The 22,062-nt window shown below is 72.5% G+C and carries 25 protein-coding genes; 8 read left to right on the top strand and 17 right to left on the bottom strand.

What is annotated here, in order from left to right; all coding sequences use genetic code 11:
* The first annotated feature begins 19 nt into the window (after positions 1-19).
* From IEX69_RS00425 to IEX69_RS00410, 4 genes are all read left to right on the top strand, one after another.
* Positions 20-505 carry a GNAT family N-acetyltransferase gene (locus tag IEX69_RS00425; protein WP_157127137.1) on the top strand — a complete coding sequence of 162 codons (486 nt, stop codon included), beginning with the start codon at positions 20-22 and terminating at the stop codon, positions 503-505.
* 62 nt (positions 506-567) lie between these two features.
* Positions 568-1,626, top strand: a complete 1,059-nt coding sequence (locus IEX69_RS00420; RefSeq protein ID WP_085019178.1) for a M4 family metallopeptidase — start codon at positions 568-570, stop codon at positions 1,624-1,626.
* The gene (locus tag IEX69_RS00415; protein ID WP_229756187.1) at positions 1,613-1,921 is read left to right on the top strand and encodes a protealysin inhibitor emfourin; all 309 of its coding nucleotides are present in this window, start codon (positions 1,613-1,615) and stop codon (positions 1,919-1,921) included. Before IEX69_RS00420 ends, IEX69_RS00415 begins: the two co-directional genes overlap by 14 nt.
* The gene (locus IEX69_RS00410) at positions 1,918-2,733 is read left to right on the top strand and encodes an ABC transporter ATP-binding protein (RefSeq protein WP_085019176.1); all 816 of its coding nucleotides are present in this window, start codon (positions 1,918-1,920) and stop codon (positions 2,731-2,733) included. The genes IEX69_RS00415 and IEX69_RS00410 overlap by 4 nt, the downstream gene beginning before the upstream one ends.
* Here the strand turns inward: IEX69_RS00410 and IEX69_RS00405 are convergent.
* Positions 2,627-3,487, bottom strand: coding sequence for an oxygenase MpaB family protein (locus tag IEX69_RS00405; RefSeq protein ID WP_229756186.1), 861 nt, complete (start codon positions 3,485-3,487; stop codon positions 2,627-2,629). The genes IEX69_RS00410 and IEX69_RS00405 overlap by 107 nt on opposite strands.
* A gap of 22 nt (positions 3,488-3,509) precedes the next feature.
* Between IEX69_RS00405 and IEX69_RS00400 the strand changes: the two genes are divergently transcribed.
* On the top strand, positions 3,510-4,652 hold the full coding sequence (locus tag IEX69_RS00400) for a geranylgeranyl reductase family protein (protein WP_085019174.1): 1,143 nt from the start codon (positions 3,510-3,512) through the stop codon (positions 4,650-4,652).
* 56 nt (positions 4,653-4,708) lie between these two features.
* On the opposite strand, the gene IEX69_RS00395 is transcribed toward IEX69_RS00400, so the two are convergent.
* The 4 genes from IEX69_RS00395 to IEX69_RS20740 form a co-directional block, all read right to left on the bottom strand.
* Entirely contained in the window at positions 4,709-5,338 is a 630-nt protein-coding gene (locus tag IEX69_RS00395; RefSeq protein ID WP_085019173.1) for a response regulator transcription factor, read from the bottom strand.
* Positions 5,335-6,507, bottom strand: coding sequence for a sensor histidine kinase (locus tag IEX69_RS00390; RefSeq protein ID WP_085019172.1), 1,173 nt, complete (start codon positions 6,505-6,507; stop codon positions 5,335-5,337). Before IEX69_RS00390 ends, IEX69_RS00395 begins: the two co-directional genes overlap by 4 nt.
* Positions 6,508-6,514: 7 nt before the next feature.
* Positions 6,515-7,057, bottom strand: coding sequence for a hypothetical protein (locus IEX69_RS20745; protein WP_229756185.1), 543 nt, complete (start codon positions 7,055-7,057; stop codon positions 6,515-6,517).
* A gap of 101 nt (positions 7,058-7,158) precedes the next feature.
* A complete protein-coding gene (locus IEX69_RS20740) occupies positions 7,159-8,415 on the bottom strand; it encodes a glycoside hydrolase family 5 protein (protein ID WP_229756184.1) in 1,257 nt (418 codons plus the stop codon).
* Positions 8,416-8,506: 91 nt separating this feature from the next.
* Between IEX69_RS20740 and IEX69_RS00380 the strand changes: the two genes are divergently transcribed.
* Complete coding sequence (locus IEX69_RS00380; protein ID WP_085019171.1) at positions 8,507-9,280, top strand: hypothetical protein; 774 nt, start codon at positions 8,507-8,509, stop codon at positions 9,278-9,280.
* On the opposite strand, the gene mftF is transcribed toward IEX69_RS00380, so the two are convergent.
* The 12 genes from mftF to mftA form a co-directional block, all read right to left on the bottom strand.
* Positions 9,281-10,696, bottom strand: coding sequence for a mycofactocin biosynthesis glycosyltransferase MftF (mftF, locus tag IEX69_RS00375; RefSeq protein ID WP_085019170.1), 1,416 nt, complete (start codon positions 10,694-10,696; stop codon positions 9,281-9,283).
* Positions 10,693-11,388 (bottom strand): mycofactocin biosynthesis peptidyl-dipeptidase MftE, encoded by a 696-nt coding sequence (mftE, locus tag IEX69_RS00370; protein ID WP_085019169.1) that lies wholly within the window; start codon positions 11,386-11,388, stop codon positions 10,693-10,695. Before mftE ends, mftF begins: the two co-directional genes overlap by 4 nt.
* Positions 11,389-11,393: 5 nt before the next feature.
* Entirely contained in the window at positions 11,394-12,668 is a 1,275-nt protein-coding gene (gene mftD, locus IEX69_RS00365; protein ID WP_085019168.1) for a pre-mycofactocin synthase MftD, read from the bottom strand.
* 97 nt (positions 12,669-12,765) lie between these two features.
* Positions 12,766-13,524, bottom strand: coding sequence for a vWA domain-containing protein (locus tag IEX69_RS00360; RefSeq protein ID WP_217348683.1), 759 nt, complete (start codon positions 13,522-13,524; stop codon positions 12,766-12,768).
* A gap of 231 nt (positions 13,525-13,755) precedes the next feature.
* Positions 13,756-14,670, bottom strand: a complete 915-nt coding sequence (locus IEX69_RS00355) for an AAA family ATPase (RefSeq protein WP_085021411.1) — start codon at positions 14,668-14,670, stop codon at positions 13,756-13,758.
* A 21-nt stretch (positions 14,671-14,691) separates the two neighbouring features.
* The gene (locus IEX69_RS00350; RefSeq protein WP_085019166.1) at positions 14,692-15,534 is read right to left on the bottom strand and encodes a mycofactocin-coupled SDR family oxidoreductase; all 843 of its coding nucleotides are present in this window, start codon (positions 15,532-15,534) and stop codon (positions 14,692-14,694) included.
* 1 nt (position 15,535) lies between these two features.
* Positions 15,536-16,375, bottom strand: a complete 840-nt coding sequence (locus IEX69_RS00345; protein WP_085019165.1) for a mycofactocin-coupled SDR family oxidoreductase — start codon at positions 16,373-16,375, stop codon at positions 15,536-15,538.
* A 13-nt stretch (positions 16,376-16,388) separates the two neighbouring features.
* Positions 16,389-17,225 carry a mycofactocin-coupled SDR family oxidoreductase gene (locus IEX69_RS00340; RefSeq protein WP_085019164.1) on the bottom strand — a complete coding sequence of 279 codons (837 nt, stop codon included), beginning with the start codon at positions 17,223-17,225 and terminating at the stop codon, positions 16,389-16,391.
* 58 nt (positions 17,226-17,283) lie between these two features.
* Entirely contained in the window at positions 17,284-18,096 is an 813-nt protein-coding gene (locus tag IEX69_RS00335) for a mycofactocin-coupled SDR family oxidoreductase (protein WP_085019163.1), read from the bottom strand.
* A 12-nt stretch (positions 18,097-18,108) separates the two neighbouring features.
* The gene (gene mftC / locus IEX69_RS00330; RefSeq protein WP_085019162.1) at positions 18,109-19,398 is read right to left on the bottom strand and encodes a mycofactocin radical SAM maturase; all 1,290 of its coding nucleotides are present in this window, start codon (positions 19,396-19,398) and stop codon (positions 18,109-18,111) included.
* Positions 19,395-19,670, bottom strand: coding sequence for a mycofactocin biosynthesis chaperone MftB (mftB, locus tag IEX69_RS00325; protein WP_085019161.1), 276 nt, complete (start codon positions 19,668-19,670; stop codon positions 19,395-19,397). The genes mftC and mftB overlap by 4 nt, the downstream gene beginning before the upstream one ends.
* A gap of 6 nt (positions 19,671-19,676) precedes the next feature.
* Positions 19,677-19,775, bottom strand: coding sequence for a mycofactocin precursor MftA (gene mftA / locus IEX69_RS00320; RefSeq protein ID WP_115364246.1), 99 nt, complete (start codon positions 19,773-19,775; stop codon positions 19,677-19,679).
* Between the two features lie 92 nt (positions 19,776-19,867).
* On the opposite strand from mftA, the gene mftR reads away from it, so the two are divergent.
* Positions 19,868-20,524: a mycofactocin system transcriptional regulator MftR gene (gene mftR, locus IEX69_RS00315; protein ID WP_217348681.1), complete on the top strand. Its 657-nt coding sequence runs from the start codon at positions 19,868-19,870 to the stop codon at positions 20,522-20,524.
* Positions 20,521-22,041, top strand: a complete 1,521-nt coding sequence (locus IEX69_RS00310; protein WP_085019159.1) for a GMC family oxidoreductase N-terminal domain-containing protein — start codon at positions 20,521-20,523, stop codon at positions 22,039-22,041. The genes mftR and IEX69_RS00310 overlap by 4 nt, the downstream gene beginning before the upstream one ends.
* Positions 22,042-22,062: the final 21 nt, after the last annotated feature.

Below are 22,062 nucleotides of genomic sequence, written 5' to 3'. Positions count from 1 at the left end.
GGATGCCTAGGCTGGTCGGATGATCCACGTGCGCCCGGCCGACCTCTCCGGCGTCGATGCTCGCGCCGTCGGCGTCCTCGTGGGCGCCTATCTGCGCCAGACCGAGCAGGAGAAGGCGGACCGCGGCCTCGCCGACCCGATCGGTCCGGACGATCCGCTGCCCCCGCGCTACGCCGCTGAGGCCGACGACCCCGCTCTCGCCTTCGCCGGGGACGAGGTCCTCCTCGCCGTCGACGACGAGCGCCCCGTCGGGGTCGTCGTCTCGCGTGCCGTCCCGGAGGGCACCGAGATCAAGAGGCTGTGGGTCGATCCGGGCCACCGCGGACGACGGATCGCCGACGCGCTGCTCTCGGCCGTCGTCGACGGCGCCCCGGGCGACGTCCGGCTCTCGGTGTGGGAGTGGCGCGCTCCGGCCCTCGCGGTCTACCGGCGCCTCGGGTTCGCCGACGTGCCGTCGTGGGATGCGCGCCCCGGCCTCCTCTGCCTCGTGCGGTCCGCCGTCTGATCACGGCGATGGCGGAGACGACGGCGGAGGCGATGTCGGCAGGCCGTCGTAGAGTCGCGGGCATGCGCCGCCACATCGTCCCGCCGTACCTGCTGGCCCGCCTCGCCCGCGCCGACGACACCGGGCTCGACCGCGCCGTCGTCGCGGCGAGGAGGGCCCTCGCCGAGCTGCCACCGCTCCACGAGGAGCGCCGGCGCAGCACGCTCGTCGCCCCGCCGAGGGGCCAGGAGACCGCGACCGCCGCCGGGCCGCGCCGGACGATCGCCGACGCCCGGGGAAGCGAACGGCTCCCCGGCACGGTCGTGCGCCGGGAGGGCGACCCCGCCACGGGCGACGTCGCCGTCGACGAGGCGTACGAGGGTCTCGGCGCCACGCACGCCTTCCTCCTCGACGCCTTCGGTCGCCCCTCCATCGACGGCGAGGGCCTGCCCCTCGACGCGACGGTGCACTACGGCGACGACTACGACAACGCGTTCTGGGACGGCTCCCGCATGGTGTTCGGCGACGGCGACGGCGAGGTGTTCGGCCGCTTCACCGCCTCGCTGTCGGTGATCGGGCACGAGCTCGCTCACGGGGTCACCCAGTTCACCTCGGGGCTCGTGTACCAGGGGCAGGCGGGCGCGCTCAACGAGTCGTTCTCCGACGTGATCGGTGCGATGGTCGAGCAGCACGCGCTCGGGCAGACGTCCTCCGAGGCCTCCTGGCTCATCGGCGAGGGCCTGTTCACTCCCGCGGTCGAGGGCCGCGCCCTGCGCTCGATGCTCGCGCCCGGCACCGCCTACGACGACGACGTCCTCGGCCGCGATCCCCAGCCCGCCGACATGGCGCACTACGTCGAGACCGCCGACGACAACGGGGGCGTGCACCTCAACTCGGGCATCCCCAACCGCGCCTTCGCGCTCGCCGCGATCGAGCTGGGCGGCCCGTCCTGGGAGACGGCCGGAGCGGTCTGGTACGACACGGCGACGCGAGGCGGCCTGCCGGCCACCGCGGGCTTCGACGACTTCGCCGCGGCCACCGTCCGAGCGGCGGCGGCCCGCTTCGGCAGCGGCTCCGCGGTGGAGCGAGCTGTGCGAGGATCGTGGGAGAAGGTGGGTGTCGGCGTGGATGAGCGTTCCTGAGTCGTTGACGATCACCGTCCGGCGTTCGGGCGGTGTGGCGGGCCTGAGCCGGACGTGGACGGTGTCGGCGTCGGACGGGTCGTCCGTCGCGGCGTGGTGGCCCCTCGTCGAGTCGTGCCCCTGGGATGCGTCGGACGAGGCCGCTGCGCCGGAGGGCGCCGACCGTTACGTCTACGCCATCCGAGTCGAGACGACCGCCGGCTCGTCGTCCGAACGCGACGCGAGGGTCGCCGAGGCCCGGCTGAGCGGCCCGTGGAAGGAGCTCGTGACCCGGGTGAGAGAGGGATCCGCATGACCGAGGTGCTCCGGCTCGACGACGTCCGGTTCGTGCGGCAGGGGAAGACGATCCTGCACGGAGTCGACCTCACCGTCGAGGCCGGCCAGCACTGGGCTCTCATCGGCCCGAACGGCGCCGGGAAGAGCACCCTGCTGAGCCTCTGCGGCGCGCGCCAGCATCCCACCAGCGGAACCGTGCACGTCCTCGGCCGCCGGCTCGGCCGGGTCGAGCTGCAGGCGCTGCGTCGCGACATCGGTCACGTCGACCCACGCCATCCGCTCACGTCGGCGCTGCGCATCCGCGACGTCGTGCTCACGGGCGTGACGGGCACCATCGAGTCGGTGATGCGCTGGGAGCCGAGCGCGGAGGAGCTCGCGAGGTCCGCCGATCTGATCGACCTGCTGGGCCTCGCCGGCAAGGCCGACGAGCCGTGGACGACGCTGTCCCAGGGTGAGCGCGGGCGCACCCTCATCGCGCGCGCCCTGATGAGCGACCCGAAGCTCCTCCTCCTCGACGAGCCGTCGACCGGTCTCGACGTCGCCGCCCGCGAGGACCTGCTCGAGACCCTCGACGAGGTGCGGGAGGCCCACCCGAGCATCGCCTCGGTGCTCGTGACGCACCACCTCGAGGAGCTGCCGATCACCACGAGCCACGCGGCGCTGATCGCGCACGGCCGTCTGCTCGCGCAGGGCGAGGCCGACTCGGTGCTCACCACGGAGCTGGTCAGCGAGGCGTTCGAGCATCCGATCGCGATCGAGCGGCGTGAGGGCCGCTGGTCGGCGCGGTCGCTCGGGCGGCGTGACCGGGCCGCCATTCGCGGTCGCGTCTGAGCCCGGCGAGGTAGCGCCTCTCCGGGAGCTGACGCACGGCGGTGGGCAGCGCGCGGTAGACCGGCGCGATCCCGTCGATCAGCCGATCGAACCGGCGCTGGCGCCGGTCGGTCCACTGGAAGCCGTACGGCGCGCGGAGACGGTCCGGGAGGAGCCCCGCGGTCACGAAGCGCACGAGCGGCATCGCGGCGCGCACCGGTGCGGGCGCGTTCCTCGCGGTGAGCAGCGCATCCGAGACCCGTCTCGCGTCACGACCGACCTCGAGACGCTCCAGCCGATCCGCCCAGTAGACCGCGAAGTCGGCCCGGGTCGCCGGCCACGACCCCTCGGGCATCTGCAGCGTGGTGCCGAGCACGGCGTACTCGCGGTACACGCGCTCGGCCTCGGCGTCGCCGAGCGCGCCGAAGACCCTCTCCCAGAGCGAGACGGCGCTGTCGTAGAGCGTCGCCGTCACCCAGAGCTGCGACTCGGGGTCGAAGGCGTCGTAGGCGGGGGTCTCCCCCGGGGCGCTCCGCACCGGCGCGTGCGCCCGGTTGACCGCGCGGCGCACGGCGGCGACATCCTCGGCGTCTCCGTTCGAGAGGGCGTAGATGTAGCTCAGCGTCGCGGTGAGCCTCCGCATCGGATGGGCCACGAAGTGCGAGTGCGCGGCCACCCCGCGGCCGACGGCCGGGTCGGCGATCTGGAGGAGGATCGCCCGGCCCGCACCCGCGAGGAGGATGCCCTCCGGTGCGATGTCGGCGAGCGAGCGCATGCCGGGACTATAGCCTGTGCTCATGGACTCCGACCGGCCCTGGGACGTGATCGTGGTCGGTGCCGGTCCGGCCGGCTCCTCCGCCGCCCGGGCTGCCGCGCTCGGGGGCGCTCGCGTGCTCCTGGTCGATCGCTCCGACTTCCCCCGGTACAAGACCTGCGGCGGCGGACTGCTCGGCGTCTCGCGGAACGAGGTGCCCGCCGAGGCGGCCCACACGGTGCAGACGCACATCCGCCGAGCGGCCTTCACCCGGCGCCGGGGCTCGGGCACCGTCGTCGAACGGTCGGAGCCGTTCCTCGGCATGACGCACCGCGAGCCCTTCGACGCCGCCCTGCTCGCGGCCGCGGTCTCGGCCGGGGCCGAGTTCCGGGCGGGGGTGAGCGTGCGGGAGGTCCTCGACCCGGGTGACGGCACGGTGGCGCTCCGCACCGCGGGAGACACCCTCGTCGGGCGCATCGTGGTCGGATGCGACGGCGCCGGCGGGAGGATCGGACGCCATGTCGGCGTGCGAGTGCGCGAGGTCGACCTCGGCCTGGAGGACGACGTCGAGACACCGCCCGGATGGGACGGCGATCCCGAGGCGGTGCTCCTGGACTGGGGCGAGCAGCCGGGGTCCTACGCGTGGCTCTTCCCCAAGGGCGACCGGTTGGCGGTCGGCGTCATCGCGCGCCGAGGTGCACCGGAGGAGACGAGGGAGTACCTCGCCCGGTGGAAGCGTCATCTCGGTCTCGTCGACGCACCGACGGCCCACTCGTCCGGGCACCTGACTCAGTGGCGAGAGGCGGGCTCGCCGGTCGTGCGGGGCAGGGTGCTCGTCGCCGGCGACACCGCGGGGCTCCTCGAGCCGTGGACGCGGGAGGGGATCTCCTATGCCCTCCGGTCGGGCCGCTGGGCGGGCGAGGCCGCAGCCGCCGCCTCGCGAACCGGACCGCAGGCTCTCGAAGGCTACGCCCGACTCGTCGAGAGCGTGCTCGAGCCGGAGCAGCGCGGCGGTGCCGCTCTGCTGGCCGTGTTCGAGCGGTGGCCCGCGCTGATCCACTGGATCGTCTCGCACACCCGCTGGGGGGCGCGCTTCTTCGTGCGCTTCTGCGCCGGCGAGGCGAGCCTGGCCTCGATCGGCCGGCGCGGCTGGGTGATGCGCGTGCTCGCGGTGCTCAGCCGGTGAGGGCCGCGTCGGCCGGTTGCTCTCGGCCGCTGGGGACGTTCCGCCCCTGACCGCGCTCAGCCGTGGAGGGCCGCGGCCACCGCCTGCGCCCGGGTCTCCACGTGCAGCTTCGCGAACACCGAGTTCACATGGCTCTTGACCGTGGCGACCCCGAGGAAGAGCTGCGCCGCGATCTCGCCGTTCGTGCGCCCCTCGGCGACGAGCGCGAGCACCTCGGCCTCCCGTTCGGTGAGCGTCGGGAACCGCTCCCGCAGGCGGAGATCGCGGGCCGTCGGAGCCAGACCGAGCACCGCGTCGCGGACCTGAGGCGACAGCGTGGTCTGCCCCGACGCCACCGCCCGCACCGCGGCCTCGAGCTGCTCTCGCCCGGCGTCCTTGGTGAGGTAGCCCCGGGCGCCGGCGCGCAGCGCCCCCGCCACCGAGACGTCGTCGGCGAACGTGGTGAGCACGAGCACCGCGACCTCCGGATGGTCGCGGACCACCCGCTCCGTGGCCGCGACGCCGTCGAGCCTCGGCATCCGCAGGTCCATCAGCACCACGTCGGGACGAGCGTCCGGGATCAGCTCCAGGGCGGCGAGGCCGTCCTCCGCCTCGCCCACGACCTCGAAGCCCTCGATGAGACCGAGCACCGTGACCAGCCCGTCCCGGACGATGGCCTGGTCGTCCACCACCGCGATCCGGATCACGAGACCGGCACCTCCATCCGCACGATGAAGCGCCCGTCGAGCTCGCCGACGCGCAGCGTCGCACCCGGAACGGACGCGATCCGCTCGCGCATGCCCGAGATCCCCCTCTGGGAGCCCGAGGAGGCCAGCGGATGCGCGGGGTCGCGGAGCCCGGTGAGGGTGTTCGACACCTCGAGCACCAGGGTCGTCGCGGTGCCCGACAGCGAGACCTCCACGGGACGGCCCGGGGCGTGCTTCCTGGCGTTCGTGAGGGCCTCCTGTGCCGCTCGGCGCAGCGCCTCGGCCGCCGCGGGCTCGAGTCGGAGGCCGCCGCCGTCGAGGGTCGCCGTGACCGCGGCGCCGAGTCCGCGTTCGCGGTCCACGAGGTCGGCGATCGCCTGCTCCACCGACGGACCGTCGACCGGACCCGCCGGCTCCTCACGCAGCGTCTGGACGGCGCGGCGCGCCTCGACGAGTCCCTCGGCCGCGAGCGAGCGAGCGGATCGAGCGCGGGCGAGCACCTCCTCCGTCCGCCCGGCCTCCGCGAGCGCCTCCACGGCGTCGAGCTGGACGACCAGGGCTCCGAGGGAGTGCGCGAGCGTGTCGTGCAGGTCGCGCGCGATCCGCGCGCGCTCGTCGAGCGCGGCCGACCTCGCGCGCTCCGTCTGCGTCGCCAGCCGCTCCGCGGCGAGCGTCGACTCCGCGATCCTCGCGGTCACCTGCTGCCTCCGCGTGACGCCGATCAGCGATCCCAGGGCGATGCAGGCCACCGCGCCGACGATCACCCCGGGCGGCGGCGGCGCGGCGAGCGTGACACCCGCGAGGAGGGTCGCCGCCACGAGCGCGGCGACGAGTCCCGCCCACCAGGCCAGGGCGACGTCGGCGACGATCCCGACCAGTCCGACGACGAGCGGCACCGCACCGACGACCTGGGTGGGGACGGCCGCGAGCGCGCCGGACAGGATCATGACCGCGAGCGCCGCGCGGCGCACCACCCTCGGGCTGCGGGCGGGGAGGAACGCGAGCAGCGCCCATCCGGCCAGTCCCGTGATCGCGGCGAGGAGCGCCCATACCGGGGTCGCCTGCGCCCGAGCCACCAGGACGACCGCCACGGCCGCCACGCCGACGAGCGACAGGGCCCTCGAGAGAGGGCTCCTGCCGCCGGGCGGGGCCGGGAGTGCGATGCTCACTCCTGCATCATGCCCGAGTCGCGGTGAGCACTCGAGGTGCACGCCACAGGATGACGGCGGAGCGGACCACGCGGTTGGCGGCGAGGAGGAGCAGGATCACCCCGCCCGCCTGCGCCAGGTGTCCCCCGGTCGAGGACTCCCAGACGGTGAACGCGATGCGCGCGGCGATCAGGGCGAGCCAGAGGGTGAGCCCGAGCCACCCGTTCCTGGCCTCGAACCGCGGCTCGGTTACCCCAGGCCGCCGGGCGTTCCGCGCCTCCCACGTCCGGCGTCCCTCCTCCGAGAGCGGGCGGAGGTGCGCGACGAGACCGATGACGGCACCGACGGCGGCTCCGACGGCCAGCTCCAGGACGAGGAGCGCGATGTCGGTGGCGTCGAACGAGGCGGCCTGTCCGTTCGAGACGATCATGACGGCTCCGACGATGCCCAGGATGACGGGGCCGCGGAACAGGCGATCGGGGCTCACCGGCGACCAGGTGGTCTGCCGGATGCTGAGCCACACGAGGGCGGCGAGGACGAGGACGATGCTGACGAGGTTCTGCGGGACCATGTCTCCACGATCGTCGTCGGCCGCTGCCTGGCCCACCACCCCAGGGTGGAGACGGGGTGGAGACCGGGTGGAGATCGCTGTCAGGAGCGGGCAGGAGTGCCCTACACATGACCCCTGATGGTGCGGAGGACGACCGCGCCGCGGATGCTGCCCCGCGCGGCGGGCGGTGCGTATGGGCCGAGGAGGGGCTCGAGCGCGGCGAGCTTCGCCGTCTGAGGGGTCTTCCAGTCATCGGCCACGAGGCCCCCGGTGTCCCCGCTGTCGGGGTTGAACGACCAGTACCCGAAGCTGGTGCCTGTGCTCGCGAGGTACTGGACGAACGCGGCGAGCCACTGCTGGTCGCTCGCCGTGGCGAGACCGGTGCCGAACTCCCCGACGAACACCGGGGCGATGCCGTCCTCGACGAGGTAGCCCCAGCTCTGGTTCCAGATGCCCGGGAGGTTCGCGGGGTAGTCGGGGTCGGAGAACCACGGCTGCGGGTACACCGAGGCCGGGTACTCGTGGGGCGAGTAGACCACCCGGTGGGGCACGTCGAGGGTCACCGGATCGTCGCCGGCGTCGTCGAGCGAGCCGCCCCACCACGTGAAGTCGCCGGACTCCGACCGCGCCACGCCCTCGACGATGATGAGCAGGTCGGGGTTCGCCGCCAGCACGGCGTCGCCGCCGCGTTCGGCGGCGGCCCGCCAGTCGACGGCCGGGTCGCCGCAGCCCCAGCACGCGGCGTCGTGGGGCTCGTTGTGGAGGTCCGCGCCGATGACGGTCGGGTTCCCGGCGTACCGGGCGGCGAGCATCTGCCAGTCCGCGATCCAGGTCGACTCCGGGAACCGGTCGGTGTACCAGAGGCCGGACTGGGCCTGCGAGTCGGGGCGATGGCGGTCGAGGATGACGGAGAGCCCGTGGCTGCCGGCGGAGGCGACGACCGCATCGAGGAGCTGCAGTGGCGACAGGTCCGCGAGGCCGGGATTGAGCTCTCGCCCGATCGAGGTCGTGACGGTGCCCTCGATGCACTCGTTCGAGAACGGCACCCGGACCGTGTTGAACCCCATCGACGCCAGGTGCGCCATCCCCTCGTCGAGGGTGATCGCCCAGAGCCCGTGCGGCGAGCAGGTCGAGGTCTCCATGCCGAACCAGGAGGCGGCCTTGATCACGAAGGGCTGGCCGTCGGCGGTGAGGATGGTCGAGCCCGAGGTGTGCAGCGCACCGACCGGAGCGACCGACGGGACGGCCGCGGACGCCTGGCCGGAGGCGAGCACTCCACCCGGCACGGCTCCCGGGACACCGCCGATCAGGAGTCCGAGCAGCACCGTGAACACGACGAGGAGACCCCCGACGCGCGAGGCTGTGGGGCGCCGGGTCACGCTCCCATTCCAGCACACTCGGCCCTGCCGCACAGGGGGCGGGCCTCACCGCCACCAGAATGGAGCACGACCCCGACCTCGAGGAGCGTCCGTGCCCCGCATCCTGCCCGATCTGCGACCCGAGACCATGAAGCCCGACGTGCGGCGCTGGACGGGCATCTCGGCCATCGCGGTGGCCGTGCTCACGATCGCCGAGTTCCTGGTGCAGACCACCACCATCGGCACGCGTCCCGAGCTCGACGACGAGGCGGCGTTGGGTCCGTTCACCGCCGAGACGGCCGACGCCACCCTCACCGTGATCTTCATCGACACGTTCCTCATGGCGGCGCTCGTGGTCTTCCTCGCCAGCTTCCGCCAGCTGATCACGCACACCCGCCACGACATGCAGTGGATCGCCGACCTGTCGTTCGGCGCGGGCCTGGTCTTCGTCGCGGTGACGCTGGTGGGCGACGCGATGGATGCGGGCAGCGCGCTCGACACGATCGGCGCGACCCCCGACCCCTCCGCGATCAGGGCGCTCACCGAGGGACACCTCGTCATGTTCGGTTCGATCGGATGCGTGCTGACGGCGCTCGTCGTCGCCGCCGCGGGCTACGTCAGCTTCGCCTCGGGCGCGCTCCCCCGGTGGACGGCCTGGGTCGCCTGGGCGTGCGCCGCCACGAACGTGGCCGTGGTCCCCTCGATGTTCGGCGGCACGAGCGCCAGCGCCCCGTTCTCGTCCGGTGGGCCAGGAGTCACCGCCTTCGCCACCTTCCCGTTCCTCGTCTGGGTCACGATCGCCGGCCTCGTGACGATCCGCGGCCACGCGCACCACCTCCGGCGCCTCGAGGCGCACCGCGCCCGCAAGGCGGCGACCGCCGCCTAGTCAGCCCCGGGGGCGGGAACGGAACGAGGGCCGCAGCGCCGCCGTGGACCGGCCGCGCAGCGCGCTCCACCACACGCCGGCGCCGTAGGCGAGGTCGTCGAGCCGCCGCAGCACGGCGAATCGCACCGGGCCGAGCGACGAGCGGGTACGCCGCCACTCGATCAGCGAGTCCACCAGCGCGGCCACGGCGACGGCACGCCTGACCCGGCGCGAGACGACGGCCGCCATCGCGACACCCGGCCACCAGTGCCGCAGCAGCAGGGCCATGGCCTGCACCAGCGCGGCACCCACCCCGTCGGCGGTCAGCCTCGACGCCGTGGCGAGCGGATGCGCGCTCTGCGGCAGCCGGCGCGACAGTCGCACCACGGTCACCGCTGCGATGGCGAGCGCGACCGGGACCGACCAGCGCCGTTGGGCGAGGAGCGCGAGGAGCATCGCCGCGCTCCACGGGGCGAGGACGGCCGGCGCGACCTCCTCGGGATGTCTCACGGCCAGCGGATGCGCACCCGTGCCGTAGAAGGCCTTCCTGGCCAGCCAGGGCACCAGCGTCGCTCGGTGCTCGTGACGCACGATCGCGGCCGGCTCGTAGCGGACCCGGTGCCCCTCGGCGTCGAGGCGCCACGCGAGATCGACGTCCTCGGCCACCCGCATCCCGTCGCCGAACCCCTCCCCGAGCAGCTCGACCCGCCCGACGAGACAGGTGCTGGAGACCCACGAGACCCACGACCGCGGACGGACGAGCGCGGGCTGCTCCCCGAGGTCGAGCGACGATCGTGCGTCCTCGTACCGCTCCACCGCGGTCGGCCGCGGATGAGGGAGGGCGAGGATGCGCGGGGCGACCAGCGCCACGCGCGGATCGGCGAAGTGCCGGAGCAGGAGATCGAGCGCGCCGGGCTCGGGCACGGCATCGGAGTCGACGAAGGCGACGAAGGGTGTGGTCACGAGCCTCAGGCCGTGGTTGCGGGCCCCGGCGGGTCCGACGTTGACGGCGAGCACCTCCAGACGAGCGCCGTGCGCGTCGGCCACCCGCCGCACCGCCGCGGGGTCGCGCGAGGCGTCGTCGACCACGATCACCGTCGCGCCCTCCCCCAGGGCACCGAGGAGCCGGTCGAGCTGCTCCGGCCGATCACGCACCGGGACGACCCACGTCACCTCGGACTCGGAGAGCGGACCGGGCGTTCCCTCCGAGACGACGGGATCGGCCAGCCCCGCACCCAGCAGGACGTCGGCCAGCGCCGCCGTCTGCGCATCCGTCACCGTCAACCGGCGCCCGCGCAGGAGGGGCACGGCGGCGGGCTTGAGGTACATCACACGGAGCGGTGCACCGCCGACCAGGGCGCGACCGTCGTCCTCGACGCGGACGCGGTCGCCGAGGCGCACGACCATCCCGTCGGGGAGACGCGCCGGTGGCCTCATGCGTCCGCCAGGCAGCCGTCCGGACCCACGACGTCCGCGTGCAGCCGCCGGACGGCCGAGGCGCAGATCGCGTCGAAGACGTCGGCGCCCTCCTCGGCGGAGGAGCCGCGCGGATCGCCCAGCACGCCGTTCGGAGAGACGGCCGCGACGCCGCCGCTCCTGAGCGCGGGCAGGAGGTCGGCCAGATGGCCGGCCGCACCGGGCTCGAGCCGATCGAGGCGCACCGCGGCGGGGTGGAGGTGCAGCATCAACGAGGTCTCGGTCCGTCCCGCGTGGGCGTCGCCTCCGGGCAGGCCCGCCGGCAGCCAGGCGACCCGGTGGGTCTCCCGACGCATCCTCGGCACCACCTCGCGCAGGGTCTGCACGTTCCCTCCGTGGCCGTTCACCAGCACGATCCGACCGGCCCAGGTCGAGAGCGAGCGGATGAGCTCCACGACGAGCGAGGCCAGCGCCTCGTGGCCGATCGAGACGGTGCCGCGGAAGCTCTGGTGCTCTCCGCTCGCCCCGTAGGCCAGGGGCGGCGCGACCACCGCTCCCGATCTCTCCGCCAGCTCGACGGCCACCGCCTGGGCGATGACCGTGTCGGTGGTGAACGGCAGGTGGGGCCCGTGCTGCTCGGTCGAGCCGACCGGCACCAGGACCAGCCCGGCCGGAGGCACCTCCGGCCAGGCGAGGTCGGCGAGGTCCGCCACGGGTGTCAGGCGCTCTCCGCCTCGGCCTTGGCGAGCGGCTTCTGGGTGCGCTGACCGGCTCGCGCCTGGCCGGTCTTCCGTGCCGGTGAGGCCGGGCTCTCGTCGGCTCCTGAGGCCCCCAGCGTGCGTGTGAAGCCCGGGGGGATCACGAGGTCCTCGGGTCCGAGCTCCTTCACGCTCGTGTGCCCGGTCCCGAGCACGGCCGAGTCGAGACCTCCGCGCAGGATGTCGAGCACGTTCTCCACCCCGCCCTGGCCGTTCGCGGCGAGCCCCCAGAGGTAGGCGCGGCCGATCATGACCGCACGGGCCCCGAGCGCGACCGCCTTGGCGACGTCGCTGCCGCGGCGCACCCCGCCGTCGAGGAGCACCTCGATCTGGTCGCCCACCGCCTCGGCGACGCTCGGCAGCATCCGGATCGTCGCCGGGGTGGTGTCGAGGTTGTTCCCGCCGTGGTTCGACACCGAGATGGCGGTGACCCCGGCGTCGACCGCGCGCTTGGCGTCGTCGACGCGGGTGACGCCCTTCAGCATGAACGGGCCGCCCCACTCCTTCGCCAACCAGGCCACGTCCTCCCAGGTGGGAGGCGGGGTCTGCATCCACTCGTAGTAGGCGCCGAAGAACGTGGGCGCCTCTCCGCCGGGCGCCTGGAGGTTCGGCGTGGTGAGGTCGGGCAGACGACCCGACTTGGCGAACGTCCACAGCCATCTCGGATGCGGCAGCACGTTGGGGGCGAAGTCGACCATCGTCTTGAGGTTGAGCTTCTCCGGGATGGCCGGCGACCCCCAGTCGCGGCCGTTGGAGAACGACCAGTCGAGGGTGGCGATGAGCCCCTTCGCGCCGGCCTTCCGTGCGCGATCCATGCGCTGGATCATCGCCTCGCGCGTGCCCGTCCAGTACATCTGGAAGAACGTGTTCGGGTTCGCCGCCACGACCTCCTCGACGGGCTTCGAGGCGAACGACGACAGCCCCATGATGGTGCCGCGCGCGGCTGCGGCCCGGGCCACGGCGACCTCGCCGTCCGGATGGACCGCCTGGACCCCGGTCGGCGAGATGATGACGGGGAAGGAGATGTCGATGCCCATCACGCTCGTGGTCAGGTCGCGGTCGGCCTTGTGGCCCGCGACGTGCGGGGCGAACCCCAGCTCGCTGAACGCCGCGAGGTTGTCGTCGATCGTCACCCCCTTCTCGCTCCCGGCGACCAGCGCGCCGTACACCGAGGAGGGCAGCCGCTTCTTCGCCCGACGCTGCGCCTCCGCCACCGTCTCGAACCACGGGTTCATGACCTACCTGCCTTTCGAGGCCTCATCGCCTTCGTCACATCGTCATGGGGTTTTGACACCCTGTGCCAAAAGACCGTACTCCATGCACGATCCGTTGTCACGCCTCCCGGAAGAGGTCGCTCAGGGCGGGCGCGACGTCGCGGTGCGTCCGCACTGCTCGCAGTGAACCACGACCGAGGGCCGCCAGCTCGCGGCCGAGGTCCAGGTCCTTCTCCCCCGTCGTGTCGAGCAGCACGTCGAGCCTCGGCAGCCGCGCCGCGAACGGGCGCGGATCCGGGCCCGCGTTGTGGACGCAGTCGCTGAGGAGCACCACCCGGGCGTCCCTGGCGGGCACCCGCGCCAACTGCCCCGCCGCCAGCTCGAGCGGGAAGGCGATGTTGGTCAGCCCCCGAGCCGGGATGCGCAGCATCGTGTCGAGCAGCTCCATCGGCTTCACCTCGTGACCGACCGGCAGCAGGATGGCGGCGTCCGACCAGAACGCGATCACGCCGAGGGCGTCGCGGTGCAGCTCCGCCGCCAGCGCGCCGACCGTGGCGGCCGCGGTCTGCACCCGCTCGCCCTTCATCGACCCCGAGACGTCGACCGCCAGCACGACCGCGCGCCGGGTGAGCACGCGGTCCCGGACGATGATGTCGTCGTCCTCGGGGACCGGCCGCTCGGCCAGCACCTCGATGGTGCGGTCGAGGTCGATCTCGTCCGACGCGCCGCGGTACGGCACGCTGGCGAGCGCGCCCGCGCCGTGCCGGGCGGTGTGATCGCTGCGCGGCCTCGGCACCGACAGGCGCGCGGCGATCTGCCGGGCACGACGGCGGACGACGGGATCCACCTCCGCCTGCTCGAGCTCGCCGGCGAGCACCAGCTCGCCCCGCTCGTCGGTCTCCCCGGGAGCCGCGGTCCCCGGTCTCGTCGTCGCACGCGCATCCGGTCGCTCACGCTGAGCGGTGAGGACCGACCCGCCGCTGCCGGGCTTGGCCTCGAAGAGGGTGGGAAGCGCGTCGAGCTGCTTGGGCTTCCGCTTCAGGGGCGTCGACGCCCTGCTCTCACGCTCGCGTCGCCGGGTGACCGGCGAATCCGCCTCGACCGCTCTTCAGCCGGGCTCGGCCACCGCCGGGTTCAGGATGAAGCGGTCCTCCCAGATCTGCCGCAGCACGAGCTCGGGTGTGGTCTCCGCCGCCTCGTCGGGGTGGATGCGCCCCGAGAGCGACACGACCATGGCGTCGTAGAACAGCGGCGGGTACCCCTCGTCGGCCGGATCCGTGAGCCCGCGGATCTCGGCCAGCTCGCGCGCCACGAGGAGGCAGTCGATCGCGCCGCGGACGCTGGAGCCCTGACGGATGTCGGGATGCTCGCGCGTCGCGCGGGTCACGGCGACCGCATCCGACACCATCCGATCGCCGAGCGGACCCGAGGCCCCCGTGCGCAGACGCACGATCCCCTCCTCCGCCTCCGCGTCCTGGTAGCCGACGGCGAGCCGGTTGAGCCGGTCGGACACGCTCGTCGACAGCCGCGTGGTGCCGACGTTGTCGAACGGGTTCATCGACGCGATCACGCGGAAGGTCGGCTCCGCCACGATCAGCCCCACCCGCGGCACCTCGATGCGGCGGTCGGCCATCGCGGTGAGGAGCGTGTTGAGGGTGTCCTCCGGTGCGCGGTTGAACTCCTCGATGTAGAGGAACCCGCCCTTCTGCATCGCCTCCACGAGCGGACCCGCCACGAAGTTGTCGGGGCTGTAGTCCTCCCGGAGCACCCGGGCCGGATTGTGGTGGCCCACCAGCTTCGCGGGCGTGAGGTCGGCGTTCCCCTCGACGAACAGCAGCGGGATGCCCCATTCGTCGGTGATCGCCTTGAGCATGGTCGTCTTGCTCGTGCCGGGAGGGCCCTCCAGCACGATGTCGCGCCCCGCCGCGACGGCCGCGAACGTGAGCTCGAGCTCCCGCTCGCGGCCGACGAGGTGAGAGGCGATCCGACCACGGGTGGCCGCCAGATCGGTCGTGTCCTGCATGGTCACCTGTGGTCCTCGTCCCTACTTGATCGTGTACCCGGCGTCGATCTTGAGCTCGGTCCCCGTGACGTACCGCGCCTCGTCCGAGGCGAGGAACAGCACGGCGTTCGAGATGTCGACGGGCTCCACCCAGGGCACCGGCAGGGCGTTGGTCGACTCGAAGATCGGCGCGGCCTGCTCCTGGGTCGGGTGCTCCACATCCGGCATGAACAGACGGAACGTGGCCTCGTTGAGGATCATGTTCGTCGCCACCCCCGTGGGATGCACGGTGTTCACCCGGATGCGGTGCGGCGCCAGCTCGAGGGCGAGCGTGCGCATGATGCCCACCACGGCGTGCTTCGACGCCGTGTACGCCACCACGTTCGGGGTGCCCTTCAGCCCCGCGGTCGAGGAGGTGAGGATGATCGACCCGCCCGTCCCCTGCTCGATCATGTGCGGGATGACGGCCTTCGCGGTGTGCCAGACGCCCTTGGAGTTGATGTCGTTGACGAGCTCCCACTCCTCGTCGGTGACCAGCTGCGACTGCTCGCCGAACGTGAACACGCCGGCGTTGGCCGACACGACGTCGACATGGCCCAGCTCGGCCACACCCTCGTCGAGCGCGGCCTTGAGCGCGTCGTAGTCGCGGACGTCGGCCTTCCTCGCGACGATGCGCCGGTCCAGCGCCTCGACCTGCCGCACCGTCTCCTCGAGGTCGGCCTCCGTCGCCCCGGGATAGAACCGCTCCATCCCGGGCAGCGGCTCGGCGACGTCGACGGCGATGATGTCGGCGCCCTCCTGGGCCAGGCGCAGCGCGTGGCTGCGTCCCTGCCCGCGCGCCGCGCCCGTGATGAATGCGACCTTGCCCTCTACACGTCCCGCCATGTCACTTCACCAGGGCGCCGGCGTCGACGGGCAGGGTGACGCCCGTGACGTACCGGGCCTCGTCGGAGGCGAGCCAGAGCAGCGCGTTCGAGATGTCGACCGGGTCCACCCACGGGATGGGGAGAGCGTTGATGCTCTGGAAGCGCGGCTTGAGCACATCCGGCGTCCGCTCCTCCGGCGGCAGGTCGGGCGCGAACAGCTCGTAGCAGGCCGCGTTCTGGATCATGTCGGTGTTGACCGTCGTCGGGTGCAGGCTGTTGACTCGGATGAAGTCGGGCGCCAGCTCGAGCGCGAGCGTCCGCATGAGACCGACGACGCCGTGCTTGGCCGACACGTAGTGGCCGATGTTCGCCATGGCGAACAGACCCGCATCCGAGCTGGTGAGGATGATCGCCCCGCCGCGTCCGCCCGCCTTGAGGTGCGGGATGGCCGCCTTGGCGGTGTGCCAGACCCCGGTGAGGTTCACGGCGATCATGTCGTCCCAGTACTCGTCGCTGAGCTCCTCCATCGTGCCGAAGCTGAAGATGCCCGCGTTGGCCGAGACGATGTCGAGGCGGCCGAGCTCGGCCACCCCCTCGTCGACCGCGGCCTTGAGCGCGCCGTAGTCGCGCACGTCGGCCTTCTTCGCCACGATGCGGCGATCGAGCGCCTCGACCTGGCGGACGGTCTCCGCCATGTCCTCCTCGGTGCCCATGCCGTACGGCACCGAACCGATCTGCCCCTGGATGTCGACCGCGATGATGTCGGCGCCCTCCTGGGCGAGCCGGAGCGCGTGGCTGCGCCCCTGTCCCCGAGCGGCACCCGTGATGAAGGCGACCTTGCCTTCGACTCTTCCTGCCATCGTCCTCTCCCCGCTACTTCGTCGTCGAGCCGGCGTCGACCGGCAGCATGATGCCCGTGATGTACCGCGCCTCGTCGGAGGCCAGGAACAGCACGGCGTTCGAGATGTCGACCGGCTCCACCCACGGGATGGGCAGCGCGTTCATCGCCTGGTATCGGTCGGCGAGGCTCTCCTTGGTCCGGGCGCTCGCCTCCATGTCGGGCGCGAACAGCTCGTACATGGCCGCGTTGTGGATCATGTCGGTGTTCACGCTCGTGGGATGCACCGAGTTCACCCGGATGAAGTCCGGCGCGAGCTCGACGGCGAGCGTCCGCATGAGCCCCACGACCCCGTGCTTGGCCGAGGTGTAGTGCGAGAGGTTCTCGTACGGCTCGATCCCGGCGGTCGAGCTCGTGAGCACGATCGATCCGCCGTTCCCTCCGGCTCGGATGTGCGGGATCGCCGCCTTGGCCGCGTGCCAGACGCCCGTGAGGTTGACGTCGAGCATGTCGCGCCAGGTCTCCTCCGACAGCTCCTCCGAGCGGCCGAAGCTGGCGATCCCGGCGTTGGCCGCGACGATGTCGAGCCTGCCGAGCTGAGCGACGCCGTCGTCGACCGCGGCCTTGATCTGGTCGAAGTCCCGGACGTCCGCCTTCGTGGCGACGATCCGCCGGTCGAGCGCCTCGATCTGGCGCACCGTCTCGGCCATGTCGTCGGGTGTCGCCATCCCGTACGGGACCGAGTCGATCTGGTCCTCGATGTCGACGGCGATGATGTCGGCGCCCTCCTGCGCCAACCTGAGGGCGTGGCTGCGCCCCTGTCCTCGTGCCGCGCCCGTGACGAACGCGACCTTCCCTTCTACACGCCCCATCGCGTGCTCCTTCCCTGTTCGGTTCTCGATACTCGGGTCGGCTGGCCGCGGGTGGCGGTCAGTACTGGGTGTTACCGGCGTCCACCGTCATCGTCAGGCTCGTGACGTACCTCGACTCGTCGGAGGCGAGGAACAGCACGGCGTTGGAGATGTCGACCGGCTGGGTGATCTCGACGGGCAGCAGGTTCGCGAGCATGCCGCCGAGCTTCGGGTGCGCCTCGAGCAGCGGACCGAAGTTGCCGCCGCCGAGGGTCCCCATCGGGGTGTCGACCCCGGTCGGGTGCACGGAGTTCACCCGGACGTTGTACTCGGCGAGCTCCGTGGCGTAGGCCCGCATCAGGCCGACCACGCCGTGCTTCGCGGCCACATAGGCCGAGAGGAACGGCAGCCCCTTGAGGCCCGCCGCGGAGCTCGTCATGATGATCGATCCGCCGCCGGCGTCGATGAGGTGCTGCGCGGTGAGCGACACCGTGTTCCAGACGCCCGTGAGGTTGGTGCCGATCGTCTGGTCCCACACCTCCGCCGACGTGCCCTTCCAGTCGTCGATCACGCAGATGCCGGCGTTCGCGACGACGATGTCGAGGCGACCGAGCTGACCCACCCCGCTCTCGATCGCCAGCCGCATGGCGTCGCGATCGCGGACGTCGGTCTTCGTCGCGACGATGCGACGGTCGAGCGCCTCGACCAGACGGACGGTCTCGGCGAGGTCCTCCTCGGTGGAGGACGGGTAGTCGATGTTCGGGATCGGTGAGGCGAGGTCGACGGCGATGATGTCGGCCCCCTCCTCGGCGAGGCGCAGCGCGTGACTGCGCCCCTGGCCTCGTGCTGCGCCGGTGATGAAGGCGACCTTGCCTTCGACACGACCTGCCATGGGATGCGCTCCTTACATATCGGGTGTGAAGCCGGCGAGGGGGTTCTCCTCGCAGGCGGAGACCGGCGGCGCCGTCGGTCGGGTCATCGAGATCGTGATCGCGGTCTTCCGGCTCTTCCCGGTCGTGATCACACCGGTGTTCCGGGGTGCTCGGGTCGTGCGGTGGGAGTGGTCGCCGTCGGGGCGGGGCGCGAGGTCGTCCTGCTTCCGCTTGGCCAGGGCGTCCTCGCCGAAGCCGCGGACGCACTCCGGGTCGGGACCGTCGAGCGGCAGGCCCGTGAAGAACTTCGCCGCCATGCAGCCGCCCTTGCAGGTGTCGAAGAACTGGCACGACGAGCACGCGCCGCCCGACTGCGGAGCGCGCAGGCACTGGAACAGCTCGCTCTGCCGCCACACCCCCGTGAAGCCGCCCTCCTCGCGCACGTTGCCGGCGAGGAACTCGGAGTGGATCGCGAACGGGCACGCGTAGACGTCGCCGACCGGATCGATCAGGCACACCACCCGGCCCGCCCCGCACAGGTTCAGGCCCGGCAGCGCCTTCCCGTAGGCGGAGAGGTGGAAGAAGGAGTCGCCCGTGAGCACCCCGTCGCCGTGGGCGACGAGCCAGTCGTACAGCTCCCGCTGCTGGTCCTTGGTCGGGTGCAGGTCGTCCCACGTGTCGGCGCCACGACCCGAGGGCCGCAGGCGGGTCAGGCGCAGCTGCGCCCCGTACCGGTCGGCGATGGCCTTGAACTCGTCGAGCTGCGGGATGTTGTAGCGGGTGCAGACGACGGACAGCTTGAAGTTCTTCATGCCCGCATCCGACAGGTTCTGCATCGCCCGCATCGCCGTCTCGTACGAGCGCGGTCCGCGGACGTAGTCGTTGACCTCTGCGGTCGCCCCGTCGAGGGAGATCTGCACGTCGACGTAGTCGTTCGCGGCCAGGCGCTCCGCGGCGGCTCGATCGATCTTGACCCCGTTCGTGGAGAACTTCACGCCCACGTGATGCGCGGTGGCGTAGTCGAGCAGCTCCCAGAAGTCGCTGCGGACGGTCGGCTCGCCGCCGCCGATGTTGACGTAGAACACCTGCATCCGCTCGAGCTCGTCGATCACCGCCTTGCACTCCTCGGTGGAGAGCTCCCGCGGGTCACGACGTCCGGACGACGACAGGCAGTGCACGCAGGAGAGGTTGCACGCGTAGGTCAGCTCCCACGTCAAGCAGATCGGGGAGTCCAACCCGTACTCGAACAGGTCGACGAGCCGGCCCGGAGACGGGGTCGACCCGGCGGGGGTGGACGAACGGGGTGCATCGAGCAGCGTCATCGTTGCCTTTCCACGACCATCGACGACGCCACCAGCGTGCCGAGGGCCTGCGCGTATCGCGGGAGGTCGGAGTCGGAGACCCCGGCCGAGGTGCACGCCTCCCTGGCGGTGGCCGCCTCGTCGAGCGAGGTCACCACCGCCAGGAGGGTGCGGTCCTTCAGGAACGAGAGCTTCCTCGTCCCGAAGTGGTACAAGAGGGCGCCGAACGGCTCAGGCCGCACCGAGACCTGCGGATGCAGCTGCCATCCGGCATCGAGATCGAGCGCTACCATGGCGGATCAGTAGACGCCGCACATCCCGTCGATCGAGACCTCTTCCACCAGGGAATCCGCCTCGACCAGGGTCTCGACCTCGGCGGTTGTTTCGCGTTCACTCATGGGAGTCCTCCTCATGGCTTCGGGCCGTCGTCGTCGACGGCTCGCGGTGTGGACGATACTAATGACACCGAGTGCCGAATGAAAGGTCTGGCGTGGAACTCATACCGGGCGCACAACCGGAGCCCGCGGCTGAGCCGCCCCGGGTCGGCCGGAGCCCCTCGACCTCGCAGGCCGAGCTGAGCCACATCGCGCTCGAGCTCTTCGTCACTCGGGGCTTCGACGAGACGACGGTCGACGACATCGCCGCCGCAGCAGGGATCGGCCGCCGCACCTTCTTCCGCTACTTCCCGTCGAAGAACGACCTGCCGTGGGGCGACTTCGAGGGCCTGGTCGAACGGATGCGCGTCACCCTCGACGCCGTGCCGGACGAGGTCCCCCTGCTGACGGCGCTGCGCAGCGCCGTCATCGAGTTCAACCGGTTCCCCGAGATCGAGGTGCCGTACCACCGGCGCCGGATGGAGCTGCTCCTCACCGTCCCGACGCTCGTCGCCCACTCCACCCTCCGGTACGCCTCCTGGCGAGCGGTCGTCGCCGAGTTCGCCGCACGGCGCCTCGGCCAGCCGGTCGACGCAATGGAGCCCCAGGGCATCGCCTGGACCTACCTCGCCGTCTCGATCGCCGCCTACGAGCAGTGGCTGCAGCACGAGGGCAGCGACCTCGCCGAGGTGATGGAGCGCACGTTCGCCACCCTCGACACCGCCTTCGGCGGAGGGCAGGCCGGCGGCGGCTCCGGCGCCGCCGACGGATGATCCGCGCCGACGTCGTGGTCGTCGGCGCCGGCGGGTCCGGCGCTCCGCTCGCCGCTCGGCTGGCCGAGGGCGGCATCGACGTCGTGCTCGTCGAGGCGGGCCGCGTCCCGTCCGATCGAGGGCACTTCGGGGACGACCTCCTCGACGCCGGGCGGCTCCGCGGTGCCGACCCCTCCCATCCCGACACGTGGGCGCATCCCGCCCGACTGACCACGGGGCGCGACTACACCGTCATCCGCGGCCGGGTCGCCGGAGGTTCGACGACGACCAACGGCGGGTACTTCGTGCGCCCCACCGCCGCGGACGTCGCCCGATGGACCGCGCGCGCTCCCGAGTGGTCGCCCGAGGTGGTGCGGGCGGCGATGATCCGGCTGGAGCGCGACCTCGACTTCGGAGCCGCCCCGGGTCACGGCGACGCGGGGCCCATGCCGGTCTCGCGGCCGGACCCGACGCATCCGGTCTCGCAGGCGTTCGTGCGCGCGGCTCTCGCCCAGGGGATGCGGTGGATCCCCGACGCGAACGTCGACGACGGGGAGGGCGTGGGGCCGCTGCCGATGGACGTCGTCGACGGGGTGCGCTGGAACACGGCGCTCGGCTACCTCCTCGGCTATGCGCCCTCCCGCGCCGGGAGGAGGGGGCGGCCGCGGGTCGTCCAGGGCACCGTGCGACACGTCGTCCTCCGGGCGGGGCGGGCGCACGGCGTCGAGCTCCTCCGCGACGGCGGCGCCGAGCGGGTCGAGGCCGACGAGGTCGTGCTGAGCGCGGGGGCCTTCGCCTCCCCGCAGCTCCTGATGCGGTCCGGGATCGGACCGGCAGCCCTTCTCGAAGCGGCAGCCCTCCCGGTCGTGCACGACTCCCCCGGGGTCGGAGCCGCGTTCAGCGACCACCCCCAGATCCCGCTCGACTGGTGGCCGGAGGTCGCTCTGCCCACCGACTCCCCTACCGCGATGGCCGTGGTGGCGCACACCGGGACGGCGGAGATCCTGCCGCTCCTGGCCCCCGTGCCGGTCCTCCTCGGTGGTGCCGGCTCCGCCCGGCCCCACCCGTTCACGACGCTCGTCTCGCTCTCCCGTGCGCGGTCGCGCGGCACGATCAAGCCCGCCGCCGGGCGGGGCGGTGAGGGATTCGCCATCGACTACCGCTACCTCGAGGACCCTCTCGACCGTGCCGACCTCCGCGAGGCCGTGCGGGCGACGTCCGCCCTGCACGAGTCCGCCGCCTTCACGGAGGTCTCCGCCGGTGCCACGGACCTGCCCGCTCGCACCCTCGACGGCGACACCGCTCTCGACGCCTGGATCCTCGATCACCTCGGCACGAGCGTGCACGCCTGCGGCAGCGCTCCGATGGGCCCGCCGACCGACCCGGGCTCGGTGGTCGACGGACTCGGGCGGGTCTACGGTGTCAAGGGGCTGAGGATCGCCGACACGTCGATCCTGCCCGAGGCGCCGTCGCGAGGACCGGCGTACAGCGCGGTGGTCATCGGCGAGGTCCTCGCGGCCCTGATGCTCCGGGGCTGAGCCCCCGCATCCGCCGACCCG

The organism is Cnuibacter physcomitrellae (assembly GCF_014640535.1).
GTDB lineage: Bacteria > Actinomycetota > Actinomycetes > Actinomycetales > Microbacteriaceae > Cnuibacter > Cnuibacter physcomitrellae.
Note: the sequence above shows the minus strand (reverse complement) of the source record. Positions and strands in the feature narration are given on the sequence as shown.

Excerpts from the sequence above, each read along its gene's own strand:
- IEX69_RS00345 (WP_085019165.1), bottom strand. The coding sequence starts at position 16,375 with ATGGCAGGAAGAGTCGAAGGCAAGGTCGCCTTCATCACGGGTGCCGCT.
- IEX69_RS00405 (WP_229756186.1), bottom strand. The coding sequence starts at position 3,487 with ATGCGCTCGCTCGCCGACATCGCACCGGAGGGCATCCTCCTCGCGGGT.
- IEX69_RS00310 (WP_085019159.1), top strand. The coding sequence starts at position 20,521 with ATGATCCGCGCCGACGTCGTGGTCGTCGGCGCCGGCGGGTCCGGCGCT.
- mftA (WP_115364246.1), bottom strand. The coding sequence starts at position 19,775 with ATGAGTGAACGCGAAACAACCGCCGAGGTCGAGACCCTGGTCGAGGCG.
- IEX69_RS00415 (WP_229756187.1), top strand. The coding sequence starts at position 1,613 with ATGAGCGTTCCTGAGTCGTTGACGATCACCGTCCGGCGTTCGGGCGGT.
- IEX69_RS00335 (WP_085019163.1), bottom strand. The coding sequence starts at position 18,096 with ATGGCAGGTCGTGTCGAAGGCAAGGTCGCCTTCATCACCGGCGCAGCA.
- IEX69_RS00425 (WP_157127137.1), top strand. The coding sequence starts at position 20 with ATGATCCACGTGCGCCCGGCCGACCTCTCCGGCGTCGATGCTCGCGCC.
- IEX69_RS00350 (WP_085019166.1), bottom strand. The coding sequence starts at position 15,534 with ATGGCGGGACGTGTAGAGGGCAAGGTCGCATTCATCACGGGCGCGGCG.
- IEX69_RS00420 (WP_085019178.1), top strand. The coding sequence starts at position 568 with ATGCGCCGCCACATCGTCCCGCCGTACCTGCTGGCCCGCCTCGCCCGC.
- IEX69_RS00410 (WP_085019176.1), top strand. The coding sequence starts at position 1,918 with ATGACCGAGGTGCTCCGGCTCGACGACGTCCGGTTCGTGCGGCAGGGG.
- IEX69_RS20745 (WP_229756185.1), bottom strand. The coding sequence starts at position 7,057 with ATGGTCCCGCAGAACCTCGTCAGCATCGTCCTCGTCCTCGCCGCCCTC.
- IEX69_RS00400 (WP_085019174.1), top strand. The coding sequence starts at position 3,510 with ATGGACTCCGACCGGCCCTGGGACGTGATCGTGGTCGGTGCCGGTCCG.
- mftD (WP_085019168.1), bottom strand. The coding sequence starts at position 12,668 with ATGAACCCGTGGTTCGAGACGGTGGCGGAGGCGCAGCGTCGGGCGAAG.
- mftB (WP_085019161.1), bottom strand. The coding sequence starts at position 19,670 with ATGGTAGCGCTCGATCTCGATGCCGGATGGCAGCTGCATCCGCAGGTC.
- IEX69_RS00340 (WP_085019164.1), bottom strand. The coding sequence starts at position 17,225 with ATGGGGCGTGTAGAAGGGAAGGTCGCGTTCGTCACGGGCGCGGCACGA.
- IEX69_RS00355 (WP_085021411.1), bottom strand. The coding sequence starts at position 14,670 with ATGCAGGACACGACCGATCTGGCGGCCACCCGTGGTCGGATCGCCTCT.
- mftC (WP_085019162.1), bottom strand. The coding sequence starts at position 19,398 with ATGACGCTGCTCGATGCACCCCGTTCGTCCACCCCCGCCGGGTCGACC.
- mftF (WP_085019170.1), bottom strand. The coding sequence starts at position 10,696 with ATGAGGCCACCGGCGCGTCTCCCCGACGGGATGGTCGTGCGCCTCGGC.